This is a genomic window from Paraburkholderia sp. (assembly GCF_024281035.1).
Lineage (GTDB): Bacteria > Pseudomonadota > Gammaproteobacteria > Burkholderiales > Burkholderiaceae > Paraburkholderia.
Window position 1 is genome coordinate 124,667 of sequence record NZ_JAMXLH010000078.1, and the last position, 26,759, is coordinate 151,425.

26 protein-coding genes are annotated in these 26,759 nt (G+C 60.6%); 17 read left to right on the top strand and 9 right to left on the bottom strand.

The window, feature by feature from the left end; genetic code table 11:
- The first annotated feature begins 1 nt into the window (after window position 1).
- The 16 genes from Q0L30_RS25295 (at window position 2) to Q0L30_RS25370 (ending at window position 14,704) form a co-directional block, all read left to right on the top strand.
- The gene (locus tag Q0L30_RS25295; RefSeq protein ID WP_296663497.1) at window positions 2–1,456 is read left to right on the top strand and encodes a phage tail sheath subtilisin-like domain-containing protein; all 1,455 of its coding nucleotides are present in this window, start codon (window positions 2–4) and stop codon (window positions 1,454–1,456) included.
- Window positions 1,457–1,458: 2 nt separating this feature from the next.
- Complete coding sequence (locus Q0L30_RS25300) at window positions 1,459–1,983, top strand: phage major tail tube protein (protein WP_296663500.1); 525 nt, start codon at window positions 1,459–1,461, stop codon at window positions 1,981–1,983.
- 165 nt (window positions 1,984–2,148) lie between these two features.
- Complete coding sequence (locus Q0L30_RS25305; protein ID WP_296663502.1) at window positions 2,149–2,427, top strand: phage tail assembly protein; 279 nt, start codon at window positions 2,149–2,151, stop codon at window positions 2,425–2,427.
- A gap of 203 nt (window positions 2,428–2,630) precedes the next feature.
- Window positions 2,631–5,411: a phage tail tape measure protein gene (locus tag Q0L30_RS25310; RefSeq protein WP_296663505.1), complete on the top strand. Its 2,781-nt coding sequence runs from the start codon at window positions 2,631–2,633 to the stop codon at window positions 5,409–5,411.
- A 1-nt stretch (window position 5,412) separates the two neighbouring features.
- Entirely contained in the window at window positions 5,413–6,348 is a 936-nt protein-coding gene (locus Q0L30_RS25315) for a phage tail protein (RefSeq protein ID WP_296663507.1), read from the top strand.
- A complete protein-coding gene (locus Q0L30_RS25320) occupies window positions 6,348–6,554 on the top strand; it encodes a tail protein X (RefSeq protein WP_296663510.1) in 207 nt (68 codons plus the stop codon). The genes Q0L30_RS25315 and Q0L30_RS25320 overlap by 1 nt, the downstream gene beginning before the upstream one ends.
- Window positions 6,542–7,756 carry a phage late control D family protein gene (locus tag Q0L30_RS25325; protein WP_296663512.1) on the top strand — a complete coding sequence of 405 codons (1,215 nt, stop codon included), beginning with the start codon at window positions 6,542–6,544 and terminating at the stop codon, window positions 7,754–7,756. The genes Q0L30_RS25320 and Q0L30_RS25325 overlap by 13 nt, the downstream gene beginning before the upstream one ends.
- On the top strand, window positions 7,753–8,367 hold the full coding sequence (locus Q0L30_RS25330) for a phage baseplate assembly protein V (RefSeq protein ID WP_296663515.1): 615 nt from the start codon (window positions 7,753–7,755) through the stop codon (window positions 8,365–8,367). Before Q0L30_RS25325 ends, Q0L30_RS25330 begins: the two co-directional genes overlap by 4 nt.
- A 113-nt stretch (window positions 8,368–8,480) precedes the next feature.
- The gene (locus Q0L30_RS25335) at window positions 8,481–8,774 is read left to right on the top strand and encodes a GPW/gp25 family protein (protein ID WP_296663517.1); all 294 of its coding nucleotides are present in this window, start codon (window positions 8,481–8,483) and stop codon (window positions 8,772–8,774) included.
- On the top strand, window positions 8,771–9,901 hold the full coding sequence (locus tag Q0L30_RS25340; protein ID WP_296663520.1) for a baseplate J/gp47 family protein: 1,131 nt from the start codon (window positions 8,771–8,773) through the stop codon (window positions 9,899–9,901). The genes Q0L30_RS25335 and Q0L30_RS25340 overlap by 4 nt, the downstream gene beginning before the upstream one ends.
- Complete coding sequence (locus Q0L30_RS25345; protein WP_296663522.1) at window positions 9,894–10,535, top strand: phage tail protein I; 642 nt, start codon at window positions 9,894–9,896, stop codon at window positions 10,533–10,535. The genes Q0L30_RS25340 and Q0L30_RS25345 overlap by 8 nt, the downstream gene beginning before the upstream one ends.
- An 11-nt stretch (window positions 10,536–10,546) precedes the next feature.
- Complete coding sequence (locus Q0L30_RS25350; RefSeq protein WP_296663524.1) at window positions 10,547–11,092, top strand: phage tail protein; 546 nt, start codon at window positions 10,547–10,549, stop codon at window positions 11,090–11,092.
- Window positions 11,093–11,105: 13 nt separating this feature from the next.
- Window positions 11,106–12,563 carry a hypothetical protein gene (locus Q0L30_RS25355; RefSeq protein ID WP_296663526.1) on the top strand — a complete coding sequence of 486 codons (1,458 nt, stop codon included), beginning with the start codon at window positions 11,106–11,108 and terminating at the stop codon, window positions 12,561–12,563.
- Window positions 12,564–12,589: 26 nt separating this feature from the next.
- Window positions 12,590–13,003 (top strand): hypothetical protein, encoded by a 414-nt coding sequence (locus Q0L30_RS25360; RefSeq protein ID WP_296663529.1) that lies wholly within the window; start codon window positions 12,590–12,592, stop codon window positions 13,001–13,003.
- 71 nt (window positions 13,004–13,074) lie between these two features.
- A complete protein-coding gene (locus Q0L30_RS25365) occupies window positions 13,075–14,277 on the top strand; it encodes a hypothetical protein (RefSeq protein WP_296663531.1) in 1,203 nt (400 codons plus the stop codon).
- 13 nt (window positions 14,278–14,290) lie between these two features.
- Window positions 14,291–14,704, top strand: coding sequence for a hypothetical protein (locus Q0L30_RS25370; protein ID WP_296663534.1), 414 nt, complete (start codon window positions 14,291–14,293; stop codon window positions 14,702–14,704).
- Between the two features lie 514 nt (window positions 14,705–15,218).
- Here the strand turns inward: Q0L30_RS25370 and cyoD are convergent.
- The 5 genes from cyoD to Q0L30_RS25395 all read right to left on the bottom strand — a co-directional run bounded on the left by cyoD (window position 15,219) and on the right by Q0L30_RS25395 (window position 21,793).
- The gene (cyoD, locus tag Q0L30_RS25375; RefSeq protein ID WP_296663537.1) at window positions 15,219–15,548 is read right to left on the bottom strand and encodes a cytochrome o ubiquinol oxidase subunit IV; all 330 of its coding nucleotides are present in this window, start codon (window positions 15,546–15,548) and stop codon (window positions 15,219–15,221) included.
- Window positions 15,545–16,159: a cytochrome o ubiquinol oxidase subunit III gene (gene cyoC, locus Q0L30_RS25380; protein WP_296663538.1), complete on the bottom strand. Its 615-nt coding sequence runs from the start codon at window positions 16,157–16,159 to the stop codon at window positions 15,545–15,547. Before cyoC ends, cyoD begins: the two co-directional genes overlap by 4 nt.
- Window positions 16,159–18,195 (bottom strand): cytochrome o ubiquinol oxidase subunit I, encoded by a 2,037-nt coding sequence (gene cyoB, locus Q0L30_RS25385; RefSeq protein WP_296663541.1) that lies wholly within the window; start codon window positions 18,193–18,195, stop codon window positions 16,159–16,161. Before cyoB ends, cyoC begins: the two co-directional genes overlap by 1 nt.
- A gap of 7 nt (window positions 18,196–18,202) precedes the next feature.
- On the bottom strand, window positions 18,203–19,090 hold the full coding sequence (cyoA, locus tag Q0L30_RS25390) for a ubiquinol oxidase subunit II (protein WP_296663543.1): 888 nt from the start codon (window positions 19,088–19,090) through the stop codon (window positions 18,203–18,205).
- A gap of 1,239 nt (window positions 19,091–20,329) precedes the next feature.
- Window positions 20,330–21,793 carry a catalase gene (locus Q0L30_RS25395; RefSeq protein ID WP_296663545.1) on the bottom strand — a complete coding sequence of 488 codons (1,464 nt, stop codon included), beginning with the start codon at window positions 21,791–21,793 and terminating at the stop codon, window positions 20,330–20,332.
- A 530-nt stretch (window positions 21,794–22,323) separates the two neighbouring features.
- Here Q0L30_RS25395 and phaP point away from each other — a divergent pair.
- Window positions 22,324–22,872, top strand: a complete 549-nt coding sequence (phaP, locus tag Q0L30_RS25400; protein WP_296663548.1) for a phasin family protein — start codon at window positions 22,324–22,326, stop codon at window positions 22,870–22,872.
- Between the two features lie 170 nt (window positions 22,873–23,042).
- Here the strand turns inward: phaP and Q0L30_RS25405 are convergent, their stop codons facing one another.
- The 4 genes from Q0L30_RS25405 to Q0L30_RS25420 all read right to left on the bottom strand — a co-directional run bounded on the left by Q0L30_RS25405 (window position 23,043) and on the right by Q0L30_RS25420 (window position 26,476).
- Window positions 23,043–23,732, bottom strand: a complete 690-nt coding sequence (locus Q0L30_RS25405; protein WP_296663550.1) for a FadR/GntR family transcriptional regulator — start codon at window positions 23,730–23,732, stop codon at window positions 23,043–23,045.
- Window positions 23,733–23,836: 104 nt separating this feature from the next.
- Entirely contained in the window at window positions 23,837–24,760 is a 924-nt protein-coding gene (locus Q0L30_RS25410; RefSeq protein WP_296663553.1) for an aldose epimerase, read from the bottom strand.
- Between the two features lie 23 nt (window positions 24,761–24,783).
- Window positions 24,784–25,716 (bottom strand): SMP-30/gluconolactonase/LRE family protein, encoded by a 933-nt coding sequence (locus Q0L30_RS25415; RefSeq protein ID WP_296663708.1) that lies wholly within the window; start codon window positions 25,714–25,716, stop codon window positions 24,784–24,786.
- Between the two features lie 25 nt (window positions 25,717–25,741).
- Window positions 25,742–26,476: a ribonuclease activity regulator RraA gene (locus Q0L30_RS25420; protein WP_296663555.1), complete on the bottom strand. Its 735-nt coding sequence runs from the start codon at window positions 26,474–26,476 to the stop codon at window positions 25,742–25,744.
- Window positions 26,477–26,759 lie beyond the last annotated feature (283 nt).

Here is a 26,759-nt window from a genome sequence, read left to right on the forward strand (position 1 = left end):
GATGCCCGCTAACTATCTGCATGGTGTCGAAACCATCGAGAGGGAAACCGGCGCGCGTCCGGTCAAGGTCGTTAAATCCGCCGTTATCGCGCTGATCGGCACGGCGCCGATTGGGCCGCTCAATGAACCGACGCTGTGCTTATCTGAAACGGATGCTGAACAATTCGGCAAGGCGGCACACCGTTTTGCGAATCCGGACAACTATGCATTCACGATTCCGCAGGCACTGAAGAGCATCTACGATTTCGGCGCAGGTACCGTCATTGTCGTGAACGTGCTCGATCCGAACGTGCACAAAACCTTCGTTCCCGGACAGCCTGTAGTGTTCAACCCGGTGACGAACCGCGCCCGCTTGCCACATCGGGATGTCTGGCACCTGACACTGAAGGACGTCACTAACAAAACCGAATTCGTGTATGGCGCCGACTACATCTACGATCGGGCTTCGGACGAGTACGTGCGCATCGAGGGTGGCGCACTCGTGCCGAACGTCCAGTACTACGCCCATTACAATTTTGCCGATCCGAACAAGGTGACTGCCGCCGATATCATCGGCGGCGTCGACGCCGCAGGACGCCGACTGGGAATGAAGGCGCTGAAGGACACCTTCAATCTGTACGGTTTCTCCGCGAAAATCCTGATCTCGCCCATGTACGGCTGCCTGAATTCTGTGGCTGCCGAGCTTGACTCGATGGCGAACCAGCTCGGCGCGATCGCATACATCGATGCGCCAATCGGCGTCACGTTCGACCGGGCGATGGCCGGTCGAGGTCCGTCTGGCGCGATCAACTTCAATACGTCGAGCGATCGCGTGCGCCTTTGCTATCCGCACGTCAAGGTATACGACCCGACAATGGACACGGAACACCTCGAACCCCTGTCGATCCGCGCAGCCGGCCTTCGCGCGAAGGTCGATCTGGACAAGGGCTACTGGTGGTCGAGTTCGAACCAGCCGCTCATCGGCGTCACGGGCGTCGAGCGCCCGCTGACCGCGATGATCGACGATCCGCAATCCGAAGTGAACCTGCTCAACGAGGCAGGCATCACGACGGTATTCAGCAGCTACGGCTCGGGCTACCGTCTGTGGGGCAACCGCACCGCTGCCTTCCCCACCGTCACGCACATGCGCAACTTCGAAAACGTGCGGCGGACGGGCGACGTCATCAACGAATCACTGCGGTATTTCAGCTTGCAGTACATCGACATGCCCATCGACAACGCATTGATCGATTCGCTGATCGAATCGGTGAACGGTTTCGGCCGCAAGCTGATTGGCGACGGCGCGCTGCTCGGCTTCAAGGCATGGTATGACCCGAGCCGGAATCCGGAGCAGGAACTGGCGGCCGGGCATCTGTTGATCAATTACAAATACACGGTGCCTCCGCCGATGGAGCGCCTGACGTTCGAAACCGAGATTACGTCGGAATATCTGCTGACGCTCAAGGGAGGGAAGTAATCATGGCAGGCGGTATCCAGATCAACCGTATCGTGAACGCCAACGTATACGTGAACGGCAATTCGATGCTCGGCAAAGCCGAAGAAATCAAGCTGCCGGACGTGCAGACGATCATGCAGGAGCACAAGGCGCTCGGCATGGTCGGCAAGATCGAACTGCCCGCTGGTTTCGACAAACTCGAAGGCGAAATCAAGTGGAATTCGCTCTATTCGGACGTCGCGCTCGTGATGGCCAATCCGTTCAAGGCCGTGCAACTGCAATGCCGTTCGAGCATCGAGCAGTACACGACGCAGGGCCGCTCGCGCGAAGTCGCACTCGTGACGTACCTCACGGTGATGTTCAAGAAGAATCCGCTCGGCACGTTCAAGCAGCACGAGAACGTCGATCTTTCGTCGTCGTTCGGCGCGACCTACGTCAAACAGGTGGTCGACGGCGATGAAGTGCTGGAGATCGACTACATGGCGAACATCTTCCGCGTCGGCGGAAAGGATGTGCTCGCAACGTACCGGTCGAACATCGGCGGTTAAGAACCTTCGAAGGTCATTCACCGGCGCACGCCGAAGACCCGCTCCGGCGGGTCTTTTCCCCTTTTTTCACCGGGGCAGGCATGAACGTCCGTTAATAGCCTGCGGCGTGCCGTCCGCCGACAATGGCCTCATCTGTTACGCACTCTTCATTCAACGGAACGAACGATGTCTACCATCATCCCCTTGAAATTCCCGATTAAAAGCGCCACCGGCGCGACGATTTCGTCGCTCACGCTTCGCCGCGGCAAGCGCAAGGACATTGCCGCCGCCGCAAAGCACAGCGACGATCCGGCCGAGCAGGAAGATTTTCTGATGGCGCGCCTGACCGATCTCACGCTGGAGGACATCGGCGAGCTCGATATTTCCGATTCGAAACAGCTCACCGATTCCTTTCGTGACATGGTTGACGGCATCGCGGCAGGCGACGCAAAGCAAGCCGCGTAACTCCCGGCGAACACGCGAATCGCTCGATGCGATGTTGCGTCCGCTAGACGAATTGATGTTGCTGGTGATGAAAATGCAGCCGTCCGAAATTGCCGAACTCGACATGGACGACTACTGGTGGTGGGTCGGTGCGGCGGAGCGCGAGGTGGCGCGCCGGATCGAGGGCGCGCGCGGATAACGCACGATAATGCGCAAGGATTGACATGGCAGGCAAGTTCTACGTTGGCGCCAAGAGCGGCGCAGGGATCATGGGTAGCTTCAGCGCCGGGATCATGGCGAGCTTCGGCACCTTGTTTTCCGGCACCCGAACCACGCTCCGCGACCTCGGCCAGCTTTCCGGCGAACTGCGTGCCAGGCAAGCCCACCTGGGCAAGACGCTGGCCCATCCGCCCAGTTCACGCATGCGCAACGGCCCCGCGCGCAACACTGGCGAAGTGCGCACCGAGCACAAGCAGCTTGGACAGACGATCGAACAGGTTAAGGGCCAGCAACGGACGCTCACCGACCTGCGCGCGCGCGGCAACGCGCTGCGCCAGGAACGCGGCGCCATCTGGTCCCAACTGACGGGCTCGCAAGGAGCGCACGTTGCGACCGGGCCGTCGGCCATCGGCACGGTCAAGTTCGTGGCAGCGCCGATGATCAGTGCCGCCAATCAGGCGGCGAACTTCCAGGCGAAGCTGCGCGACATTGCGATAGCGGGCAACCTCTCCCGCCAGGAAGAAACCGCACTTGGCAAAACCCTCCGGGAAGCGGCGGTCACGTCGAATCAGAGCCACGATGCGATTCTTGGCGGCACCAAAGCGCTCGTGACGGCGGGTATGAAGCACGGCGACGCCGGGCGTTATGCCGGGCTGCTTGGCAAGGTCGCCACGGCGACGCAGTCCGAGATAACCGATCTCACCGGCATGACCGTGTCGTTTACCGAAACGCTTGGCCTTAAAAACGAAGACCAGCTCAAGGAAGCGTTTGGCAGCGTGGTGTATGGCAGCAAGATCGGGCGTCTGGATCAGAAAGACCTGGAGCAGAACCTGCCGGAGTTGAACGCGGCATTTGCCGCCGAAGGCATCACGGGGCAGGACGCGCTCACCCAGATCATGGCGAGCCTCGCAGTCGGGCGCGAAAGCGCCGGTTCGGGCGAAGATGCCATGGCCAACATGCGCAGCTGGGTTGCGCACATGAGTGCGCCCTCAACGATCAAGGCCTATGAGAACGCAGGCGTCGACTATCGGCAGTCGATGTCGAGCCTCGTTGCAGAAGGCAACTCAAGCTATGAGGCATCGCTTGCCATTGCGATGAAGCTCATCGAATCGCGCGGCGACGCATTCGTCAAACAGTGGAAAGAGGCGGCGGCCAGAGGGGACGAAAACACGCAGCGCCAGCTGATGGAAAGCAACGGTCTGGGTGAGATTTTTCAGGACACCAGGAGCGTCAACCACGTGCTGGCCATGCAGGAAGGCGGAGATAAATACAGGCAAAGCAAGGCGGCGATCGCGAGCTCGCAGGCGCGCGGCACAATCGACGGCGACTTCGCCAGGCGCAGCGAAACGACCCAGTTGGCATGGCTGCGCATGAAAACGCAGCTTGCCGAGCTGGGCATTACGGTCGGCAACGCGTTGCTGCCGCCTCTGGTCACCCTGATGAACACGCTCACGCCGATCATCGCGCGCGTCAATGAGTGGGCGCAGGCGCACCCCGGGGTCGTTCAGGCTATCGCCGGACTGGCCATCGGCATTGCCGGCTTCAGGGCTATCGGACTGGGCGCCCTCTTCGGCGTCAACCTGGTCCTGTCCGCCTGGAATATCTTCAAAACGGTCATTGCGCTGTTCGCCTCCAAATGGACGCTGCTGCGCTCGCTCTGGAGCGGCGGGAAAATGGCGTCGGGCCTCGGCGGTTTCTTTCGCGGCGCACTAGGGCTCGGCAAAGTGCTCGGCGGCATCCTGCTGCGCAGCGCGTTGACGATCGGGCGCATCCTGCTATGGGTTGGCAGGCTGTTCCTGACGAGCCCGATCGGCCTGATCGTGACCGGCATCGCGACCGCGGGTTACCTGATCTATCGCAACTGGGACAAGATCAGCGAGGTCTTCGGCAAGGTCGTCGGCGCGGCGAAGAAATATTTGGGCGAGCTCTGGACGAGCGTCGCGGAACTCCCCGAGCGCTTCCTCGCCATCGGCCGCGACATTGTCATCGGCCTCATCAACGGCATACAGGAAAAGCTGGCCGCCGTGAAGGACGCCATCTTCGGGATTGCCGACAACATCAAGAACTGGTTCGCCGAAAAGCTCGGCATCGGGTCTCGCTCGCCCGTCGCCGACGCCACCGGCGGCAATGTCGTGCAGGAGAACGCCGCGAAGGACCACGTCACGCACGGCACGGTCATCGGGAATGGCGGCGAGTCGCCGATCACGTCGCACGGCGCACCTGGCGCGGTGCTCAAAGAGCGGGCTGCCACGCCGGTGGTCGACGGGACGAAGGACAGCATTGGCGGCGCGTCGCCGATCACGCCGCATACCGCGACCGGCACGGTGCTCAAGGCGCAGGTGGCTAAACCGGTCAGCGGCGCGAAGAACAACATCGTCCAGTCTGGCGGCGGCATCGAGAACAGCGTCGCCACCACCACACTCGGCCTCCGGTCTCCCTCGCCTGTATCCATGCGCCCGCGCAGCGACATCGCCCAGCGCGCGACCATCGGCATCGGCGACGCGACGGTAATCGCGTCGCGCGCCACGGCCGGCACGGCACTCCAGGCCAAAGCGGCTGCATCGGTCAACCGTATTCAGACCGCGCGCGCAGGCGGCAAAACCAGCGGCACATCGACCGGCGGCCCCGCCATCACGGTCCATTTCTCACCGACGATCACGATTCAGGGCGGCAACGGCGGCGCCAGGGAGCAGGTCATGCAAGGGCTCAAAGTGTCGCTGAACGAGCTTGAACAGATGATGGCCCGGGTCACGGCCCGACAGGCCCGCCGATCATACGGAGGGTGACATGTTTGCATTATTGGGCGACATCCAGTTCGACCTGATCGGCTACTTCGACGGCTTCGAATCCACCTTCGGCGCGAACTACGCCGAGCACGGGCTGATTCACGGCAAGCCGCGCCTGCAGCGCGTCGGCGACAACCTCGACGAAATCCGCATCGCGCTTTCATTTCACTTCAAGTACTGCGACCCGGAAGCGGAACTGCTCAAGCTGCGCACGGCGCTGGCGGCGCGGCAGGCGATGGCGCTCGTTTTCGGCAACGGCGATTACAAGGGCTGGTTCGTGCTAACGACGGTCGAAGCCACCAGCAAGCAGACCGACGCGTCGGGCACCGTGATGGCCCTCGAAGCCAACATTACGCTGCGCGAATTCGCGGGCGACAAGAAGCGTCCGCTCAATCCCCCCGCCGTCAAGCCGAAGGTGCCGCCCGTCGCCGCGAAGGCGGCCAAGGCGGTTGCGCGCGCACCGACAGCGGCTGGGACGGCGACAGGGTCGGCAATACAGTCGGCGGAAAAATCTGTACGCAAGATCGTCAAGCAGGGCGTCGCATATGCGAACCAGGCGCGCACGGCCATTCGTATCGCAACCGATACCGTGCAGGCCGCGAAGCGGCTGACGCGAGATCCGGCCGGCGCATTGGAGCAAATCGGCGGCATCGTCGGCGATCTGCAACGCGCATCGGGGCCGCTCGCGAAACTCGGTTCGGTCCTCGCGCCGCTCGCCGAGCCGCTGCCCGATGTGGTGAGCGTCATACGCGCGAGTTCGACTGCGCTCGACTCGGTTCGCGGCGCAAAGAATGCACTGGCATCTGCCAACCTCGGCAATATCGGGCAGGTGCTCGACACCACGCTATCGAATCTGTCGAATGCAGCGGATGCCTTCAGCAACGCGGAACCGGCAATCAGCCGGCTCGCCGCCAGGGTCATCACGAGGGCAGACTAATGTTTTTGAGCCACGTGACACGCGATGGTGAGCGCTGGGATCAGCTCTCCTACCACTACTACGGGACGCCGTTCGAGTACGAACGCATCGTCGGCGCGAATCCGGATGTGCCGATTACACCGGCCTTGCCGGGCGGCCTGCTGCTCGCCATTCCCGTGATCGCCACCGATGAACTGACCGGGGATTTGCCGCCGTGGATGCGATAAACGATCTCGCTCCCGTGGCGGCCGCCGCGGTTCCCATGCCGATTTTCGTGCTCATGTACGAGCAGAAGGACATCACCAACGATGTCACGCCGTACGTGATCTCGGTTTCCTATACGGATTATCTCGACGGGCAATCGGACGAACTGAACGTCGAACTCGAAGACACGGACGACCGCTGGCGCAATGCGTGGTACCCGGGCAAGGGAGACACGTTGTCGCTGAAGATCGGCTATGAAGCCGAGCCGCTGCTGCCATGCGGGAGCTTCGAGATCGACGAGATCGAGTTCGCCGATCCGCCGTCGACGGTCACGATCCGTGGCCTCGCGACCGGCGTCAAGAAATCCGTGCGCACGCGCCAGCCGCACGCGTACGAGCAGACGACGCTGGCTGCGATTGCCGAGCGTATCGCACGGCGCAATCATTTGACGCTGGTCGGCACGATCCGCGATATCCGCCTCGATCGGGTGACGCAATTCCAGGAGCGCGATGTCGCATTTCTCGCACGGCTGGCGCGTGAATACGGCTATGTCTTCAAGATCACCGGGACGAAACTCGTATTCACCGAGCATGCCGCACTACGTGAGGCCGATCCGGTCATTCGCCTGGGGCCGTCCGACCTGACGTCGATTCGCCTGCGTGACAAGATCAAGGATATCTACGCGCAGGCCAAAGGCGCGTACCACGATCCGAAGACCAAAAAGGCGGTGTCGAACAAGCTGGTTGCCAATGACGATAAAGACGGAAAGGTTGCGGGCACATCAACGAAACCCGCCGACAAGCCGCGCTCCGGCCAGGAAGCCAGCGGCGATACGCTGCGCCTTTCGGCGCGCTCCGGATCGAAGGCCGCATTGGAAACGAGGACACAGGCGGCGCTGGATCGCGCGAATCTTCAGCAAACCAGCGGCTCGCTGACGACTGCGGGCAATACCCGACTTGTCGCGGGCAACACGTTTGCCTTCGCGGAATACGGACGATTGTCGGGCACATATCTGATCGAATCGGCGCGGCATCAACTCAATCGCGGCGGCGGCTATACGACCGAGATCGAAATCAAGCGCGCATCGCAGGCTGTCAAGTCGCATAAAGGCGGCGCAGCGAAAAAGTCGAAGAACGAAGCACCGGCTGTTTACGGCGATATCGGCGGAAAAGTCGACGCTGCCGGAACGACATCCGTGAAACGAAACCCCATAAACAACCCATGAATGGCATCGACGAAACATTCGACGAATTCGGCGCGACGATCAAATACGGCACCGTTAGCGCCTCCCGACCGGGATTCGCCCGCGTGCGCCTGACCGATCTCGGCAACCTGCGCACCATGTGGTTGCCGATCGCATACCCGAAGACACAAGACGATCAGTGTTGCTGGACCTACGACAACGGCGAGCACGTCGCACTGCTGCTTGACCGGCGCGGCGAGGATGGCGTGATTCTCGGCGCAATCTATTCCGACGTGGATCGCCCTCCCGTCACCGATCCGAACAAATTCGTCATCCGATTCAAGGATGGCGCACTGCTCGAATACGACCGCGCCACGCATGTATTGCGAATATCGGGTATGCAGCGGGTCGAGATGGAAGCCGGTGTCGAGGTCGTGGTGCGCGCACCGAAAGCACTGTTCGACGTGGCCGACACGCGGTTTACCGGCAGCGTGACAATCGACGGACAACTGGCCTACAAGGGCGGCATGTCCGGCTCCGGCGGCGACGGCGCGACCGCGGTCATCAAGGGCCGCGTGCGCGTCGACGGCGACATCGAAGCCTCGGGCAAGGTGATGGACGCGGGCGGCAACTCGAACCATCACAGGCATTGAGTCTTTAAGCTACATGAATAGCCAGCCTGCCGGCAGCGCCGCATCATACCGGCATGACGCGCTTATCCGACATCACCTCCGTTCACTGGCAGCCCGCCCTTAACCGCGACGACGTGGTCGAAGGCATCGACGATATCGATCAATCGATCCGCATCATCCTCAAGACTCCGAAAGGTAGCGACCCACATCGGCCGGAGTTCGGATCGAACCTGCATCTGTATCTCGACATGCCGATCCAGCAGGCCACGCCGCACGTCGTGCGCGAGTCGGTCGACGCGATTCGCGAGTGGGAACCGCGTTGCGAAGTTGTCCGCGTCATTCCCGCAATTGATGAAGCACGCGAAACGTTGCGGGTGCAATGGCGTTTGGCCGATGGCCTGATCCGCGAAACGGAGGTGCCGCGATGAACCTGCCCGAGCCGCATTTCATTGATCGCGATCCGCAGGCGATCACGGCGGAGATCGTTGCGGACTACGAGAAACGATCCGGCAAGACGCTTTATCCCGCGCAAGTCGAGCATTTGCTGATCGACCTGATTGCTTACCGCGAAAGCCTCGTGCGTATCGGTTTGCAGGAGGCCGCGAGACAGAATCTCGTGGCTTACGCGCGCAAGCCGATGCTCGACTATCTCGGGGAGCTCGTGGGCGTGACGCGCCTGCCGGAGCAGCCCGCCCGAACGACGCTGCGATTTGGCGTCGGAACTGCCCTCGCACATAACGTGCTGGTGCCAGCCGGAACGCGCGCCGAGAGCAGCGACGGCGCTGTGATCTTTGTGACGAGCGCGGATGCCGTGCTCCAGGCGGGCCAGCGGTCCGTGGATGTTGGCGCGGTCTGCGAAACAGACGGCATTGTCGGCAACGGGCGTGCGCCCGGGCAGATCAACCGTCTGTTCGATGCGCTCGATGTGAGCGATGACGTGGAAATCACCGTCGCCAACATCTCGCCAACAGACGGCGGCGCCGATGAAGAAGAGGATGACCCGCTGCGCGAACGCATTGTTCTGGCGCCCGAAAACTACAGCAACGCCGGACATGGCGAAGCCTACGAGGCCCGGGTGCGCGCGGTTCACCAGAACATCATCGACGTGGCGGTGCTCGGCCCCGAGGATGGCCTGCCCGACGGGCACGTCGAAACGTACCCGCTCACGCGTGACGGATTGCCCGGCGACGATCTGCTGGTGTTGATCGAAGCGCAACTGAACCAGCGCAAACGACGGCCTTTGACGGACTATTTCCGGGCGAGGACGCCGCAGGAAGTGCGCTATCGCATCGCTGCCGAACTCGTGCTATTGCGCGGTTTCGATCAGGATGCCGTCATGAGTCGTGCGCTGGCAGCCGCGCAACGCTATGCACAGGATCGCCGGAGCAGACTCGGCCGCGATCTGGTGCGCAGTCAACTAAGCGCTGCATTGCATGTGCCAGGCGTTTATCGCGTGATCCTGAATGACGCGTTCCCGGATCGCGAACTGGCTCGTCATGAATGGGCGACGTGCGAGGACATCGAGCTGGCCATGCAGGGCATTCACGATGAGTAAGACGCCGTTGACCCCGGTTCTGATGGCCGACGAGCGCTTTCGCATTCTGGCGGAACTGGTCGACGAGCGCTTCGGCAACATCGATCTCTCGGCGCTGCTCGTCTATCTGATTGACACGGTTCACGAAAGCGCTCTGCCCCACCTCGCCGAACAATTCCATGTCATGGGTTTCGAGGGCTGGGAACTGGCGAGAAGCGCGGAGGAACGCCGGACGTTAATCCACAACGCCATCGAACTGCACCGCTACAAGGGCACGCCGTGGGCGATCGAGCAGATTCTCGTGACGCTCGGCATGACCGGCGTGGTTTCCGAATGGTTCGAGTACGGCGGCAGCCCGTATCGCTTCAGGCTCGATATCGATCTGTCCGGCCGCGGCGTCAACGCGGCCGAATACGCGTGTCTGGAAGCGCTGATCCTGAAGTACAAGAACAAGCGCTCGCGCCTCGAGGCGCTGACGATGAACGTGACGGTGCGCTCGTCCATTCCGGCGTTCGCCATGGCGGTGTCCGCCGGCGAAATCGTCACCGTCTACCCCTGTAGCGTTTCCGAGCTTGACCAGATGAATCCGTTGCCGCGCATCGGCATCGGTCACTGGGGCGTCGAAACCGTTTCGGTCTATCCGTGTACTGCGTAGAAGGAGCCTTCATGGCGAGTGAATTTTTTACGATCCTGACCGCCGTTGGCCGCGCCAAAATCGCCAGCGCCATGGCGGGCGGCCCGAAACTGGCGTTGACCGAAATCGCGGTCGGCGATGGCCGTAACGGCGCTTATTACGATCCGGACGAAGCGCAACGCGCGCTTCATCACGAAGTCTGGCGCGGCCCGATCAATCATCTCGAAACGGATCCGGCCAACCCGAGCTGGGTGGTTGCCGAACTGGTGATTCCCGATCAAGTGGGCGGTTGGTCCGTCCGCGAAGTGGGACTGTTCGATACCGCTGGCGACATGATCGCGGTCGGCAAATATCCGGAGAGCTATAAGCCTTCGATGTCGGCGGGCTCGAACAAGCAGTTGTACATCCGCATGATCGCCGATGTGACTAACGCATCGGCGGTCGAATTGAAGATCGATCCGGATGTTGTGCTTGTCACGCGCACCTCGCTCGATCAGATCCAGTCCCGGCAGCTTGCGGCCGTGCTCAAGGCTTTGTGCGACACGAACCGTGTGCTGCTTGGCCAGCATTATTTGTAGGAGATCGTGATTCATGAGTCTTTCTGAACAACTTACTGACGCCATTGACGCGCAGAATGCATTGACCCAGGCCGTCGCGGACAAGATGGGGCAAGTCGGTGGTAGCGTCGGCCAATTTCAAGGTCGTGTCGATCAACTCGCGAACGACATTGCCGCGCAGATGGCGTCGACCCAGGCCGTTGCGGGCAAGGTGGGGGAAATCGATGGGCGTGTGGAGCAATTTCACGGTCGCATCGAGCAACTCTCGAACGACATTGCCGCGCAGATGGTGTCAACCCAGGCCGTTGCCGGCAGGGTGGGGGAAATCGATGGGCGCGTCGAGCAATTCATCAAGAACTGGGGGATCGACGGCTATACCACGCTTGAGGTCGGTTCTGGTAAGCCGTTCGACAGCATTCAGGCCGCGTGGGACAGTCTGATCGGCAAGACCTTGAAGGCGGACGTGCTGATCAAGGTGGCTGATGGTGTGCATACAACCACCGGCTTTACCTTGACGAATCAACCCTTTGCGCAGCGCATCCGTATTGAAGGCAATGTTGGCGATCCTGCAGCATGCCAGATCAAATTCACGCCCGATGCGAACGGCGCGAGCCACGGCGTGATCTTCGATAACGTGCGCAACGTCGTCTTTAGCGGGTTCAAACTGGTCGGTGAGACAACCGATAAAAACTGGACGATCCGGTGTCTGCTGATTCATCTAGGCAGTCGAGTCTGGAGCGCGCCTGGCAGCGTGCAAATCCAAGGTGGTGCGTACGGTCTCTTTGTCGATCACGGGGCGCAGTACGAGTGTAGCAAGCTGCACATCTCCAACACGGTGATATGGGCTGCGTATATCACGGCTGGATCGCGGGCCAATCTGCCGTCGCTCCGTCTGGCCGGTCCCGGTAAGGACGTTCGAGCTACCCTTCCTGCTGGCATTTATGGTGTTGAATCAACCACGGCATCTCATGGATTAGTTGTCCTCGACGGCGCACAGTGTTGGGCCGGCGAGGCGCATATCACGGACTGGTCGCACGGCGCGCACGTTGAGCGCAATGGCTACCTCTGGTGTGACGTCGTGAGGGTCGAGCGCTGCGAATATGGCTGCTACGCTGCGCAAGGCGGGGTGTGCTGGTCGTTTTGGTGGCCCGTAGCGCCCGGACGTCCAGTGGAACGACGGTCCAGCGTCGTAGGCGCGGCCGTTGGGTTCTTCGCGGACCTCGGTGGAAAGATCGTCGCCGTCGGCGCCGAAGCTGAACGATGCAACACCGGTTTCCACGCCGCTTACCATTCACTGCTCTATGCAAACGAGTCGTTCGCGTCTAGATGCATCACGGGCTATTCGTCGCACGCACAATCTACGGTGATTGCCTACAACGTTACGCTATACGAATCGCATACCGACTTCACGCCACCGACTTCGGACGTACCGGGCAATGGCAACGCAATCATTCGCTATGGCAACGTCTCCTACCTCCGCCCGTATGACTGACATTCGCCGCTGACCAGGACCGCAAGATGAATTACACCGATTTTTGTACGACGACTAGCGTCATATTTCCCGCAACCGCAATCGACGGCGCACGTGCCCGCCTGAACCAGCTGCGTAACCGGATCAATACGGTAGCCGAACCGCTGTCGCGCGAAGGCACGATGTCTGACGCGCTGGTCGTGTTGATGACGAGCTACGCGGAACTGGTCACAGCACTCGCCACGGCCACGGATCTGAAGAGCGTGGGCGCGGCGGTGAAACATCAGGCCGCGCTCGTCAAGCCGATCATGGACGGTATCGCTGACGTGACGCTGCGATTCCCGTTCCAGTCCAAGCAAGTTGACGCTGCAGCCGTCATCGCGGAATTCATCGACTTGAATAAGGGCGTTTCAGCGGCCTTCGAACAAGAGGGTTTGGCATCCGTGAATTTGGATAACTGATCGATCACGAAAACATTGAGCGACACGAACCGCGTGCTGCTACCAACATCATTTGCAGGAGATCACGATTCATGAATCTTTCTGAACAACTTACGGATGCCATTGACGCGCAGAATGCGTTGACCCAGGCCGTTGCGGGCAAGATGGGACAAATCGATGGCCGCGTCGAGCAATTCATCAAGCAATGGGGGATCGACGGCTATACGACGCTTGCGGTCGGTGCTGGTAAACAGTTCGGCAGCATTCAAGCCGCGTGGGACAGTTTGATCGGCAAGACGCTGAAAGCCGACGTGCTGATCAAGGTTGCCGATGGCGTGTACACCACCCACGGCATCACCTTGCACAGTCAACCCTTTGCGCATCGTATCCGCATTGAAGGCAACGTCGGAAATCCTGCCGCATGCCAGATCAAATTCACGCCCGATACGAATGGCGTGAGCCACGGCGTTATCTTCGATAACGTGCGTAACGTCACCTTTAGCGGTTTCAAGCTGATCGGTGAGACAACTGACCAGAACTGGACGTACCGGTCTCTGCTGATTTACGTTGGCAGTCGAGTCTGGAGCGCGCCTGGCAGCGTGCAAATCGAAGGCGGAGCAAACGGTCTCGCGGTCGATCAAGGGTCGCAGTATGAGTGCAGCAATTTGCAAATTTCCAATACGCGGCAGTGGGCCGCGCATATTTCGTCTGGAGCGCGGGCCTATCTGCCGTCACTCCGTCTGGTCGGTCTCGGCAAGGACTTTCGAACCACCCTTCCTGCTCGCATTTACGGTGTTGAATCAACCACGGCACCTCATGGGTTGGCTGTCGTCGACACCGCACAGTGCTGGGTCGGCAAGGCGCAAATCACGGATTTTTGGCACGGCACGTACGTCGAGCGGAATGGCTACCTCTGGTGCGACAGCATGAAGATCAAGTGCTGCGAATATGGCTGCTACGCCGGGCACGGCGGGGTGTGCTGGTCGGCTTTATCAGGCACAGTGGAACAACGCGCTACGATCGTGGATGCACGCTTTGGTTTCCTCGCGGACCACGGTGGAAAGATCGTAGTCAACCACGCCATCGTTGAACAATGCGAGAAAGGTTTCCACGCCGCTCACCATTCACAGATCCTTGCCAACGATTCGATCGCGCGTAACTGCGGGACGGGCTATGCGTCGCACGGACAATCTACGGTGCTTGCCTATAGGGCTACCCCGAGCGAATGCCAAATCGACTACACCCCGCCGAATCCGGACGTGCCGGGCAACGCCAACGCAATCATTCGCCGCTAACAAGGAGCGCAAGATGGACTACACCGATTTTTATACAGCAACCGACGTCATGTTTCCCGAAACGGCAATCGACGGCGCACGTGCCCGGCTGAACCAGTTGCGCAACCGTATCAACACAGTTGCCGAACCACTGTCGCGCGAAGGCACGATGTCTGACGCGCTGGTCGTGTTGATGACGAGCTACGCGGAGCTGGTCACGGCACTCGCTACGGCCCCGGATCTGAAGAGCGTGGGCGCGACGGTGAAACATCAGGCCGCGCTCGTCAAGCCGATCATGGATGGCATCGCTGATGGGACGCTGCGGTTCCCGTTCCAGTCCAAGAAGGTTGACGCTGCCGCAGTCATCACGGAGTTCGTCGACTTGAATAAGGGCGTGTCGGCGGCCTTCGAACAAGAGGGCTGGGTGTCCAGGACGTTGGAAAGCTGAGCGATCACGAAAAAACAGCGCGGCCGCTTCGGGTGCAGATACATCAGAAGCGGCCGCCGCATTTCTAACGCAGCCATTGAATCAGCCAACGCCCCTCCACCTTCCGGAACGCGGTGTAGTTCTAGCCCACGAAACAGGCTTTCACCACATGAGCCAGCGCTTCACCGAAAGTCGCTGGCCGTCACGGCGCAATCAGCCCATCAAGGCCGCGGTTTGCAATTCCTTTGCGACATATGCAAACCCAGCCCCGCCGATTTTTCGCACGCCAACACGCTCAAATATCGCGCCGCGCTTCAGCGTAGATCGACGCCGACAATCAAACAAATTGTCCGCGCCAGAAAATTGAAGTTGGTAAAACTGGAAACGCACGCCTCGGCGATAACCGATGAAAGTCTTTGCGACTTCATCACTGCACACACGCAGTTGGCGGGAAATGGAAGCAGGAAGGAAAACAGCGGAGTGAAACGACCGAAGAGTCTCAAGAGCAACAAGACTCTCCGGTCACGATGCCCTTTTAACGCGACATCATATTCATACTGACGTTGTGCATGACCCAGACCGTGCCGACGATAACGATCAGCACCGTCATCACCGTGAAGCCGAACGCCGTGACGTTCCAGCGCTGGCTCGACGACGAGTTCATGTGCAGGAAGAACACGAGGTGAACGACGATCTGCACCGCAGCCAGCACTGCAAGACCGAGCAGCGCGGTCTCATGCGGAAAACCGCCGTGCAGCACGAGCCAGAATGAAGCGGCCGTGAGCACCACCGCCAGGACGAAACCCGCCGCATAGCTGCCGTAGCTGCCGTGGCCTTCTTCTTCGTGGATGGAATGAGCACTCATTTAATCACGCTCGCAAGATAAACAAAGGAGAACACGCAGATCCAGACGATGTCCAGGAAGTGCCAGAAGAGGCTCAGGCACGTCAGTCGGCGCAATTCGCGCTCGCCCAGCGTCGGCGCCTGCACGACCTGAATCATCAGCACGATCATCCACAACATGCCGAACGTCACGTGCAGACCGTGCGTCGCGACCAGCGTGAAGAACGACGAGAGGAACGCGCTGCGGCTCGGGCCCGCGCCAAGTTCGATCAGGTGCGCGAATTCATGCAGTTCGAAATACAGGAACGTCGCGCCCAACAGGAACGTGATGGCCAGCCAGAACAGCACCTGAGAAGTACGCTTCTTGTACGCGCCGATCATCGCGAAGCCGTACGTGATGCTCGAAAACAGCAGCACGGCGGTTTCCAGCGCGACTCCGGGGATGTCGAACAGGTCCTTGCCCGAGGGGCCGCCTGCGAACTGGTTCTGCATCACGGCGAACACTGCGAACAGCGAGCCGAATACGATGCAGTCCGTCATCAGATACAGCCAGAAGCCGAAGACCGAATGCGACGGCGGGTGATCGTGGTGATCGTGTTGCGCCAGCGCGGCGGCGCTTGTTTTCTGCAACATCAGTTGGCCTCCAGTGCTTCTTCGTCAACCTTGCCACGGCGCTGCTTGCCTTCGAACGCCTTGACGAGTGCGCGGTTGCGCAGTTCTTCATCTGCCCGGACCTTGGCAGCCGGAATGTAGTAGCCCTCGTTCTTGCCGAAGCTGTAGGCGATCGCAGTACCGATCACGCCAACGAGGCCGACAATCGCCATCCACCAGATGTGCCAGATGCCTGCGAAGCCCAGCACGAGGCTGAACATGCCGATGAAGACACCGGCGCTCGTGTTCGACGGCATGTGGATGTCCGTGTACTTCGTGTTTGCAACATCCCGCGTTTCGCGACCCGTTTCCTTCATGTGCGCGAATTCGTCGAGTTCGCTCACGTGCGGAATAATCGCGAAGTTATACGACGGCGGCGGCGACGAGATCGACCATTCCAGCGTACGACCGCCCCACGGATCACCCGTCAGGTCGCGGTTTTCCGGCAGGTTGCGGTCGCGGATCGAGACGTAGAGCTGCGCGAGCTGGTGAACGATGCCGATCAGCACGAGCACGGCGCCGAACCACGCGATGAGCATCCACGGATGCCATGCCGGATCGTCGTAGTGGTTCAGACGGCGGGTTGCACCCATGAAGCCCAGCACGTACAGCGGCGTGAAGGCAACATAGAAACCCGTGAGCCAGAACCAGAACGCGCGCTTGCCGAGTTTTTCGTTGAGCTTGAAACCAAACGCCTTCGGGAACCAGAAGTTGAAACCCGCGAGATAGCCGAACACCACGCCGCCGATGATCACGTTGTGGAAGTGCGCGATCAGGAACAGCGAGTTGTGCAGCACGAAGTCCGCACCCGGGATGGCCAACATCACGCCGGTCATGCCGCCAATGGTGAAGGTCACCATGAAGCCGATCGTCCACAGCACAGGCGTCGTGAATTCGAGTCGGCCGCGATAGATCGTGAACAGCCAGTTGAAGATCTTCACGCCCGTGGGGATCGCGATGATCATCGTCATAATGCCGAAGAACGAGTTGACGTTGGCGCCCGAACCCATCGTGAAGAAGTGGTGCAGCCACACGAGGAACGAGGCCACCATGATCGAGCAGGTTGCGTAGACCATGGTCTTGTAGCCGAACAGCGGCTTCTTGGCGAAGGTCGACACGACTTCCGAAAAGATACCAAACGCCGGCAGGACGAGGATGTACACCTCGGGGTGACCCCACGCCCAGATCAGGTTCAGGTACAGCATGGCGTTACCGCCGGCGTCGTTCGTGAAGAAGTGCATGCCGAGGTAACGATCGAGGCCGAGCAGCGCGAGCGTCACGGTCAGGATCGGGAACGACGCCATGATCAGCACGTTCGCGCAAAGCGCCGTCCACGTGAACACCGGTATCCTCATCGCCGTCATGCCCGGGGCGCGCATCTTGATGATCGTGACGAAGAAGTTCACGCCGGACAGCAGCGTGCCCACGCCCGAAAGCTGCAGCGCCCACAGGTAATAGTCGACACCGACGCCCGGACTGTACGCCAGCTCCGAAAGCGGCGGATACGCGAGCCAGCCGGTCTGCGCGAATTCGCCGACCACCAGCGAGATCATCAGCAGAGTCGCGCCTACGGCAGTCATCCAGAACGACAGCGAATTCAGGAACGGGAACGCCACGTCGCGCGCACCGATCTGCAACGGCACGATGATGTTCATCAGGCCGACCATGAGCGCCATCGCCATGAAGAAGATCATGATCACGCCGTGCGCCGTGAAGATCTGGTCATAGTGGTGCGGCGGCAGGAAGCCCGGCGCGTTGTACGCTACGGCGAGCTGCGAGCGCATCATGATCGCGTCGGCAAAGCCGCGGATCAGCATCACGAGTGCGAGGATGATATACATCACGCCAATGCGCTTGTGATCGACGCTCGTCAGCCACTCGGTCCAGAGGTATTTCCACTTGCCGAAGTAAGTAATCGCGCCGAGCACTGCTATTGCGCCGATCGCCATGCCGATCGCCGTGATCACGATGATTGGCTCGTGATACGGAATCGATTCCAGTGTGAGTTTTCCGAACATGCTGGCTTTACCCCTTCGTCCCGCACGACGCGTCGCTTGTTTCAGTGACGTGGCCGTTGTTGTATTTCGCGATGATGTTGGTGAAGAGCTTCGGATCAACCGTCGAGAAGTACTGCACGGGCGTCTTCTCGCTCGGCTTCGCAACCGTCGCGTATTGATCCATCGAGAGCGTCGTCGTCGATGCCTTCACCTTCTGAACCCACGCGTCGAAGTCTTGCTGGTTCGTGGCAAGCGTGCGGAACTTCATGTCCGAGAAGCCCTGACCGCTGAAGTTCGCCGACATGCCCGCGTAGTCGCCCGCCTGATCGGCGATCAGGTGCAGACGCGTCTGCATACCTGCCATCGCGTAGACCTGCGAGCCGAGTTGCGGGATGAAGAACGAGTTCATCACCGAATCCGACGTGATACGGAAGTTCACCGGCGTGCCAACTGGAACAGCAAGCTGGTTCACGGAAGCGATGCCGAGGTCCGGATAGATGAAGAGCCACTTCCAGTCGAGCGCCACGACTTCGACGTTGATTGGCTTGACGTTCGATTCAAGTGGTTTGTACGGATCAAGCTCGTGCGTGGTCCTCCAGGTGAGGATGCCGAGAAAGAGGATGATCAGTGCAGGTATGGTCCAGACCACGATTTCAATTGCCGTGGAATGGGCCCATTTCGGCGCGTAGGTCGCGTTGCGATTCGACGCGCGATAGCGGTATGCGAACCACAGCGTCAGCGCGATCACCGGAATCACCACGATGAGCATCGTGTAGGTGGACAGCGCAATCAGCTGCTTCTCGGCTACACCGATACTACCTTTCGGATCGAGTACTTCCATGTTGCATCCGGAAAGACACGCGGCCAATCCTGCTGCGACGGGAAGCAATAACCTTTGCAAGGTTGTTCTTTTCATCACGTTTGCCTGAATCTCATTCGTTGAATTTCTCCGGCACATTCCCTGATCTTCAACAAAGGAAGCGCGCCCGAATCATACAACTTGTTTGATCGATAACAACTATTCTTTACGTAGAATGACCCTTGCCAAAATGCCACTGAGACACTTTGTCGCAGATTTTTGCCGCATTTCGCATCACCGGCGAGCATTCGAACATCGAACCCCGTATGATTTAAAAAAGCGATTTTTCGTAGATCTTTCGAATTCCCCAACCACACATCCGCACATCGTTTCGCACGCAACGGAATGTCGCGATGCCCGGGCAATCACGCCGGCACGTGCCGCACACAGATCCAGAGCCCGCATGATGAAATTCGCAGCGGGCACATCGAACGTATGAGACTGGCTACAGGGAAACAGGATCGAGGCTGAATGAGCATCGATCCGACGAACGGGAAAACGAAGAACTACATCCCATCAGCCTGCGCGAAGGCGCTGACCATCCGCCCGGTGAGAACAAGAAAGCTGGAAACGCGCAGGGCAGGATGGGCATTCAGGTCGCCAGATCTAGGACCGCAATGACTGCATGCACACGGACCTAAAGATGTGTGACGAGCAGCAGCACCCGCGCACCGCAATCAACGAAAGCAAAATGCAAGTTGATCGCGAAATGAGCCTCGGAACAGGCAGACAGTAATGCATTTGTTAGCCACGCAGCGGAGAGCCGCACATGGCCAAAGGCTTATGAGCGTAAACGGAACGCAGATTTTTTGCAGTGCGACAATGCAAATAATTGCGCGCGCTGATCCACATCATTGTTTTAAATCGTATTTTCGAAGCAAAGGAAATCAGTGTCGGGTTGCATTCGCGGCTAGGTTGGCCAATTCGTATGGCTACCGTCGTTTTGCGCGCATGCCGGCCAGGGAGCAGCACCCACCACGTTGCCTGAGCAATACCTTACTTTTATCTTTCACGAATACAACACGGGCGATTAACCGCCCGACCGCACCAGACGAAAAAAAAGCCCTGACCGTCATCGGGTCAGGGCCAACTTCTCAGTTTGCGTCAGGGATTCCACCGCGCAAGGCTCGCACGTTAGCGCTTCCCCACTCGCGCATTAACCGCCGTGACTGGAAGAGTCCTTTCTGGAATTCCTCAGATTTCGGCACGGCCTAAAAAAACCGGATCAGCCCCCTTGCGTTGTTCCAGTCCGCACGCGCTTTCTTCCCACGTTTTAACGAGCCCAACCGCTCGCGGCTATTCCGCGCCGCTCGCCAGCGCTTCGATGCGTCGACCCACGTCGGGGTCGATATTCTTCCAGTATTCGAACACGCGCTCGCGCACCGGGCTGCGCACGCCGTTCAGGCTCGCCACCACCTGCTCCACAAGTTTCATGCGCTGGTCGTCGTTGTAGACGCGCCGCACGAGATCGCCGGCCTGGCCGAAGTCATCGTCTTCCGCGTGCAACGCATAGGCGCTGCGCACCATGTCGCCATCGGCTTCCCAGCCGTCTTCCACCGTACCCGTCTGATCTGCCCAGGGACGCCCGCCGCTGTTCGGCGCGTAAGTCGGCGCGTTGCCGCTATGTTCGTAGGTCATGTTGCCGTCGAACATATAGGTCTGCACCGGCACCTTCGGACGGTTCACCGGCAACTGGTGGAAGTTCGTGCCGATACGCACGCGCTGCGCGTCGTTATAGGCGAACGCGCGGCCCAGCAGCATCTTGTCCGGCGAAAGCCCGATGCCCGGCACCGTATTGCCCGGCGAGAACGCGGCCTGCTCGATCTGCGCGAAAAAGTTGTCCGGGTTGCGGTTCAGCGTCATCGTGCCCACTTCGATCAGCGGATAGTCCTTGTGCGACCACGTCTTGGTCAGATCGAACGGGTTGAAGCGATAGCTCTTCGCCTGCGCATAGGGCATGACCTGCACGGAGAGCTTCCAGGACGGATACTCGCCGCGCGCAATCGCGTCGAACAGGTCGCGCCGGTGGAAATCGGCGTCGCGGCCGGCCATCGCTTCGGCCTCGGCGTTGGTGAAGCTCTCAAGACCCTGGTTCGTATGGAAGTGATACTTGATCCAGAACTTCTCGCCGCTGGCGTTCACCCACATGAACGTGTGCGAACCATAGCCATTCATGTGTCGCCAGGTCTTCGGGAGTCCGCGATCGCCCATCAAATAAGCGACCTGGTGCGCCGATTCCGGATTGCTCGTCCAGAAATCCCACTGCATGTGGCTGTCGCGCAGCCCCGAGTCGGGCAATCGTTTCTGGCTGCGGATGAAGTGCGGAAACTTCATCGGGTCGCGCACGAAAAAGACCGGCGTGTTATTGCCGACGATGTCGTAGTTGCCTTCGGTCGTGTAGAACTTCAGCGAAAACCCGCGCACGTCGCGCCATGTATCCGGGCTGCCTGCTTCGCCCGCCACGGTCGAAAAGCGTGCGAGCATTTCGGTCACCGCGCCCTTCTGGAATAGCGCCGCCCGGGTGTAGCGAGACACGTCCCCCGTGGTCTTGAACTCGCCAAATGCGCCTGCGCCCTTGGCATGCGGTTGTCGCTCCGGCACCTTCTCACGATTGAAGTGCGCCATCTGCTCGATGAAATGCACGTCGTGCAGAACGATCGGGCCGTCCGGTCCGATCGTCAGCGAATTGCGGTCGCTCACCGCCGGCGCGCCCGCACCGGTCGTGGCGGCGCCAAGAGGCTTGTTGCTCGAATCAGCCATTTCAACTCTCCAGTGGACTCGCAGCGCTGCCGTCCCGCACTGGCTCATCATCCGAAAAGCGCAAACGCATGCCTTCCGTGCTGGAACCGGCGCCGCGTGATCGGGGGATCAACCCGGGAGCCGCAACGGCGCCCGAATCAAAAGCCATTGTGCACGGAGTCACATTACGCTGCGCACGCAGCGTGACCTGGTCATGCGCCAGCGCGGCGTCTACGCAATCCCTGTTTGATTGGTGCGGGAACCGCCTGAGATGGCCCGACCGAAGGCACAATGGCACCGCGTTTGTCACCACGCTCCGCCCCCGTTTCCGATCCGAAACCCCAGCCTGGTGATGGCAAATCTTCTTCATACAAATCAGCGAATTGCCGATTTGCTGCGACGCACAAATTTTGCTTGACAGCCCATTTTGGCGCGCTATCATTCAGTCAGATTGCTGCATCGCACAAACGCGCGAACCGGTGATCGATACGAAAGTTTTCTCATTTTCCAACCGGAACCGGCCACACCGGCTCCTCCTCAGGAACGAAGACATGACTCTGCCGACACCCGAACAATTCGCCGCCACCCAGAAAGCCAGCCTCGAGGCATTTTTCGGCCTCTCGAACAAGGCGTTTGAAGGCGCCACGAAGCTCGCCGAACTGAATCTCCAGACCGCCCGCGCCGCCTTCGCACAAAGCCAGGAGCACGCTCACGCCGCCCTGTCCGCCAAGGATCCGCAAGGTTTCTTCGCACTGCAGGCCGGCTTCGCGCAGCCCGCAGTGGAAAAGGCACTCGAATATGGCCGCGCTGTCTACGACATCGTGTCCGCCACGCAATCGGAAATCACGCGTGCCGCCGAAGCCCAGCTCGCGCAACAGCAACGCGCTGTGCAAGCGTTGGTCGAAGACGCCGCGAAGAACGCACCGGCAGGTTCGGAAAGCGCCGTGGCCGCGATCAAGTCGGCGTTCAATGCCGCCAGCACGGCCTATGAAACGGTGAACAAGGCGACGAAAGAAGCCGTGGAAATCGCCGAAAGCAACTTCCAGGCGGCCACCAAGGCCGTGTCGAAGGCTTCGCGCGCTGCAAAGCAGGCCGTCTAAGTTTCAAGCATCAATGGGTTGAGTCAGAGTCGGGCGGGCGACGCGCAAGCGGAGCCCGCCCGTGACGGCCCCCTCACTCTCGCCCCCGCCTCTCTTCTTGCGCACCACGCTCAGTCAATGAGCGCCGCCGATCAGCAAGTCGGCCATTGCATGCGCAACAATCCCGCTCGTCAGGACCCGAACATACGGTTGACCGCATGTTCGAGATGCACGCGCATTGCACGCGACGCGCGTTCGGGATCGCGTCCGCGCACCGCTTCGAGCACTTCGAGGTGCTCCTGCTGAACGATGCGCTGCCGCTCGATCGACTTGACGAGCGACAGATTGCGAGAGAGGTTCATGCTGAACACCATCTGCTCCTGGATCGACGAGAGCGCGGTGATAAAGAACTGGTTCTTCGACGCCCGGGTCACGGCGAGGTGAAAAGCGAAGTCGTCTTTCGCGCCAATGCCCGAGGTCTCGATGATCGTCTGAAGGTTGTCCCACTCGTGCTGGATAGCTTCGACGTCGGCATCGTCAGCCTTTTGTGCCGCCAGCGCGGCTGCGCCCGATTCCACCACGACGCGGTATTCGTAGCAACGACGTATGTCTGACAACGATTCCAGCGGTGCGAAACGGCGCACGTCCGGGTCGGGTCGCCGCATCACCGTCGTTCCCGAACCGTGGCGCGTCGCGATAATGCCGTCCGCGCGCAGTTGCGCAAGCGCTTCGCGCACGGTCGGCCGCGAGGTCGCAAAGCGCTCCGCGAGCATATGCTCGGTTGGCAGGCGTTCCCCTTCCTTGTATTCGCCTTCGATGATGCGATTGAGAATATCGCTGTAAATCCGCGCCGGCATGTTCGGCGCTTTCTGCTCAGCCATGGTGAGACGTACGCTGTGAGTGTTCAGGGGTGTCGTTAATTGTATGTCATATGACGCACGCATTGGCCCATCCTTCCTGCGACCACTGCGCGTTTACGCCGTTTTTACGCGAGCCGATCAACCACTCCGGCGCTCAGACTGATACGCAGTGCAGCGGTTTCTGTTTGCCCCGGCTCCAGCCAGCGCAGACCGAGCCCGTTGTGGATCGCATCGGGCAAGCCAAGCCACGGTTCGACGCAATAGAAATCCGATTGCGGCGCCTCCGTCCAGGAAGTCACCGCGTACCACGGCACGGATCCCGGGCGCTGCAAATCGATCTCGATGATGCGCCGCAAGGCCGGAATGTCGATTCGAACCGGCGCCTCGGGCGCACCATCGAGGCAATGAAAGCGGTCGTGAATCTGCGCATCGTCAAAGGTGTAGCGCAGCGCGCCTTCAACCGGATCCGTGATCGTGCCGTCCGGACGCTGATGGCGCGCAACGGTGCGCGGCAGCGTGAGCGTCGAATCGTCGCGACTCGCGTGCGGCAGCGTGAAATAGAAGTGATGCCTCGCGTAATACGGCAGACGCGCCGCGCCCGTGTTTCCGGTCGTCAACTCGACATCGAGCGTCGCTTCGTCCACGAGCCGGTAGGCGGCTTCGAAGCGAAAACCGAACGGGTAGCCCGCGCGCGTCGCTTCCGTATCGGTGAGCGTCATGCACACGGCGTCACCCTGCGGCGAAACTTGCGCGGTGAACGGCAAATCACGCGCGAAGCCATGCAACGGCACGGCGCGCACAACGCCCTGGTCGTCCCGCCACCAGCCGATCTCGCCATTCACGCGATGCCGCCCGACGAACGGAAACAGCAGCGGATTGCCGCCGCGAACCGCGGCGGGATGACTCCAGTCGGCCGCATCGGGCCAGTGAATCACCGACGCCCCATCCTGCCGCCACGACAGCAGCCGGCCGCCCGCCTGCGGCGCAAACAGCAGGCGCGACACGCCAGATTCGATCTCGACGACGTCCTGGTCCTGAAACTTCAGCATGGCGATTCGATGGTGACGAAAGTTCAAAGCACGCCGTCGAACACGGGCTCGGGCAATCCGCGCACGCCGGTTTCGAGCACGAACACGAAGCCGTCCTCATCGCCTGCTTGTGGCGGACAGATGGTCGTCACCAGCAGCAGGTCGAGGTGAGGCCCGCCGAACGCGCACATCGACGGCTTCGAAACCGGCACCGCGACCTTACGGTCGAGGCGGCCCTCAGGCGTGAAGCGCAGCAGCAGGCCCGCATCGTTTGCGCAGATCCAGTAACAGCCGTCGGCGTCGACGGCCGCGCCGTCCGGGCGGCCCACATAGTCGTGCAGATCGGCAAACACGCGGCGGTTGGTCGGCACACCGTCATCGGTGTCGTAGTCGAACGCCCAGATCACGCGGCTCGACGCATGCGAGTCCGAGAGATACATCGTGCGTCCATCCGGCGACCAGGCCAGCCCGTTCTGCGTGCACAAGCCTTCCACGACAGGCGCGGACAAGCCGTCCTGCGCCGTGTAGCGATAGAGTTTGCCCGCGGGATTCGGCGCCGCCGCGTCCTGCACCATCGTCCCGGCCCAGAAACGTCCCTGGCGGTCGCAGCGGCCGTCGTTGAAACGCATGTTGCCGGTTGCGTGCGCAACGACTGCAAGCCGGCGCACGTCGATTGTGCCCTGACGTACGCCCGTTTCTCCCGGCGCCGGTTCGTGCAGCGTCAGTGCGAACAGGCCGGTTTCCAGCGCCGCCAGTACCTTCCCGTCACGCGCGAATGCGAAACAGCCGATACGCTCAGGCAAATGCCACTCCGTGCGGCGCTGTGTGTCGAGTTCGCAGCGCACGAGCATCTGCGCGGGAATGTCCTCCCAGTAGAGCGCGTTCTCTTGCTCTCGCCAGACCGGACATTCACCCACCGATGAGCGCCGCGCATCGCGCGCTTCCAGCCGCCGGACCGGCGTGTGCCCCGTTTCCATCGTCATCGCTTCATCCTCGCTACGCTCAACGCCGGTTTTTTTGCCACTCGGCGAAGGCCGCGAGCGTTGCCTCGTTCGGCGGATAGGTGCCCGGCAGCGGCGCGCCCGCCTCGATACGCGACGTAATGAAGCGTTCGAGTTCTTCCTGCTCCCACGCCGCCTGCGCGACTTCCTCGGCCAGATGACGCGGCACGACGACCACGCCGTCCGCATCGCCAACCATGATGTCGCCCGGATACACGGCGACGCCGCCACATCCGATCGGCACGTTCAGATCGACGGTGTGATGCTTCGACAGGTTGAGCGGCGCCGATGCGCCCGCGCAAAAGATCGGCAGTCCGAGCGCGGCGATGGCCGCGCTGTCGCGCACCGGGCCGTCCGAAACCATGCCCGCGACACCGCGCACCTTCAGGCGCGTGGCGAGGATCGAACCGACCGACGCCGCCGCATGCTCGCCGTGGCAATCCTGCACGAGCACCGCACCGGCCGGTACGGTTTCGACGCCCTTACGCTGCGGGTGCTCGGGATTCTGGAACGCGCCTAGCTGATCGAGGTCTTCACGCGCCGGGATGTTGCGCATCGTGAAGGCCGGGCCGACCAGGTTCGGCGTACCCAGTGCGGGCGCAACCAACGGTTTCACACCCTGGAGAAATACGTTGCGCAGACCGCGCTTGAAAAGCTGCGTGGTGAGTGTCGCATTGGAAACATGCCGCAATTGTTCGAGCGCGGCGTCGCTGACGGGGATAGCGGGTGAATTCATCGTGTCTCGTCCAGTGTCGTGAAGTGCGAATCGAGCGGACCACGGTGCCCGACGGCTGCAAGATGGAATGCCAGCATTGTTGTAATACAACATAAGAATTGTCAACCGGCTAACGATCGGTCGAGCGCGGGCTAGCCCCTGCTTCCGCCCACTCTCCGGCACCCTTGAAGCGCCCTGTCCTTCTCTGTATTACGGGCCTGTTGCTGCTCCCACTGCCTCGAAACGTTCCTGACGCAGCGCAACACCAGGGGAAATCCCAACCCGATTCAGATTTGCTTTACAA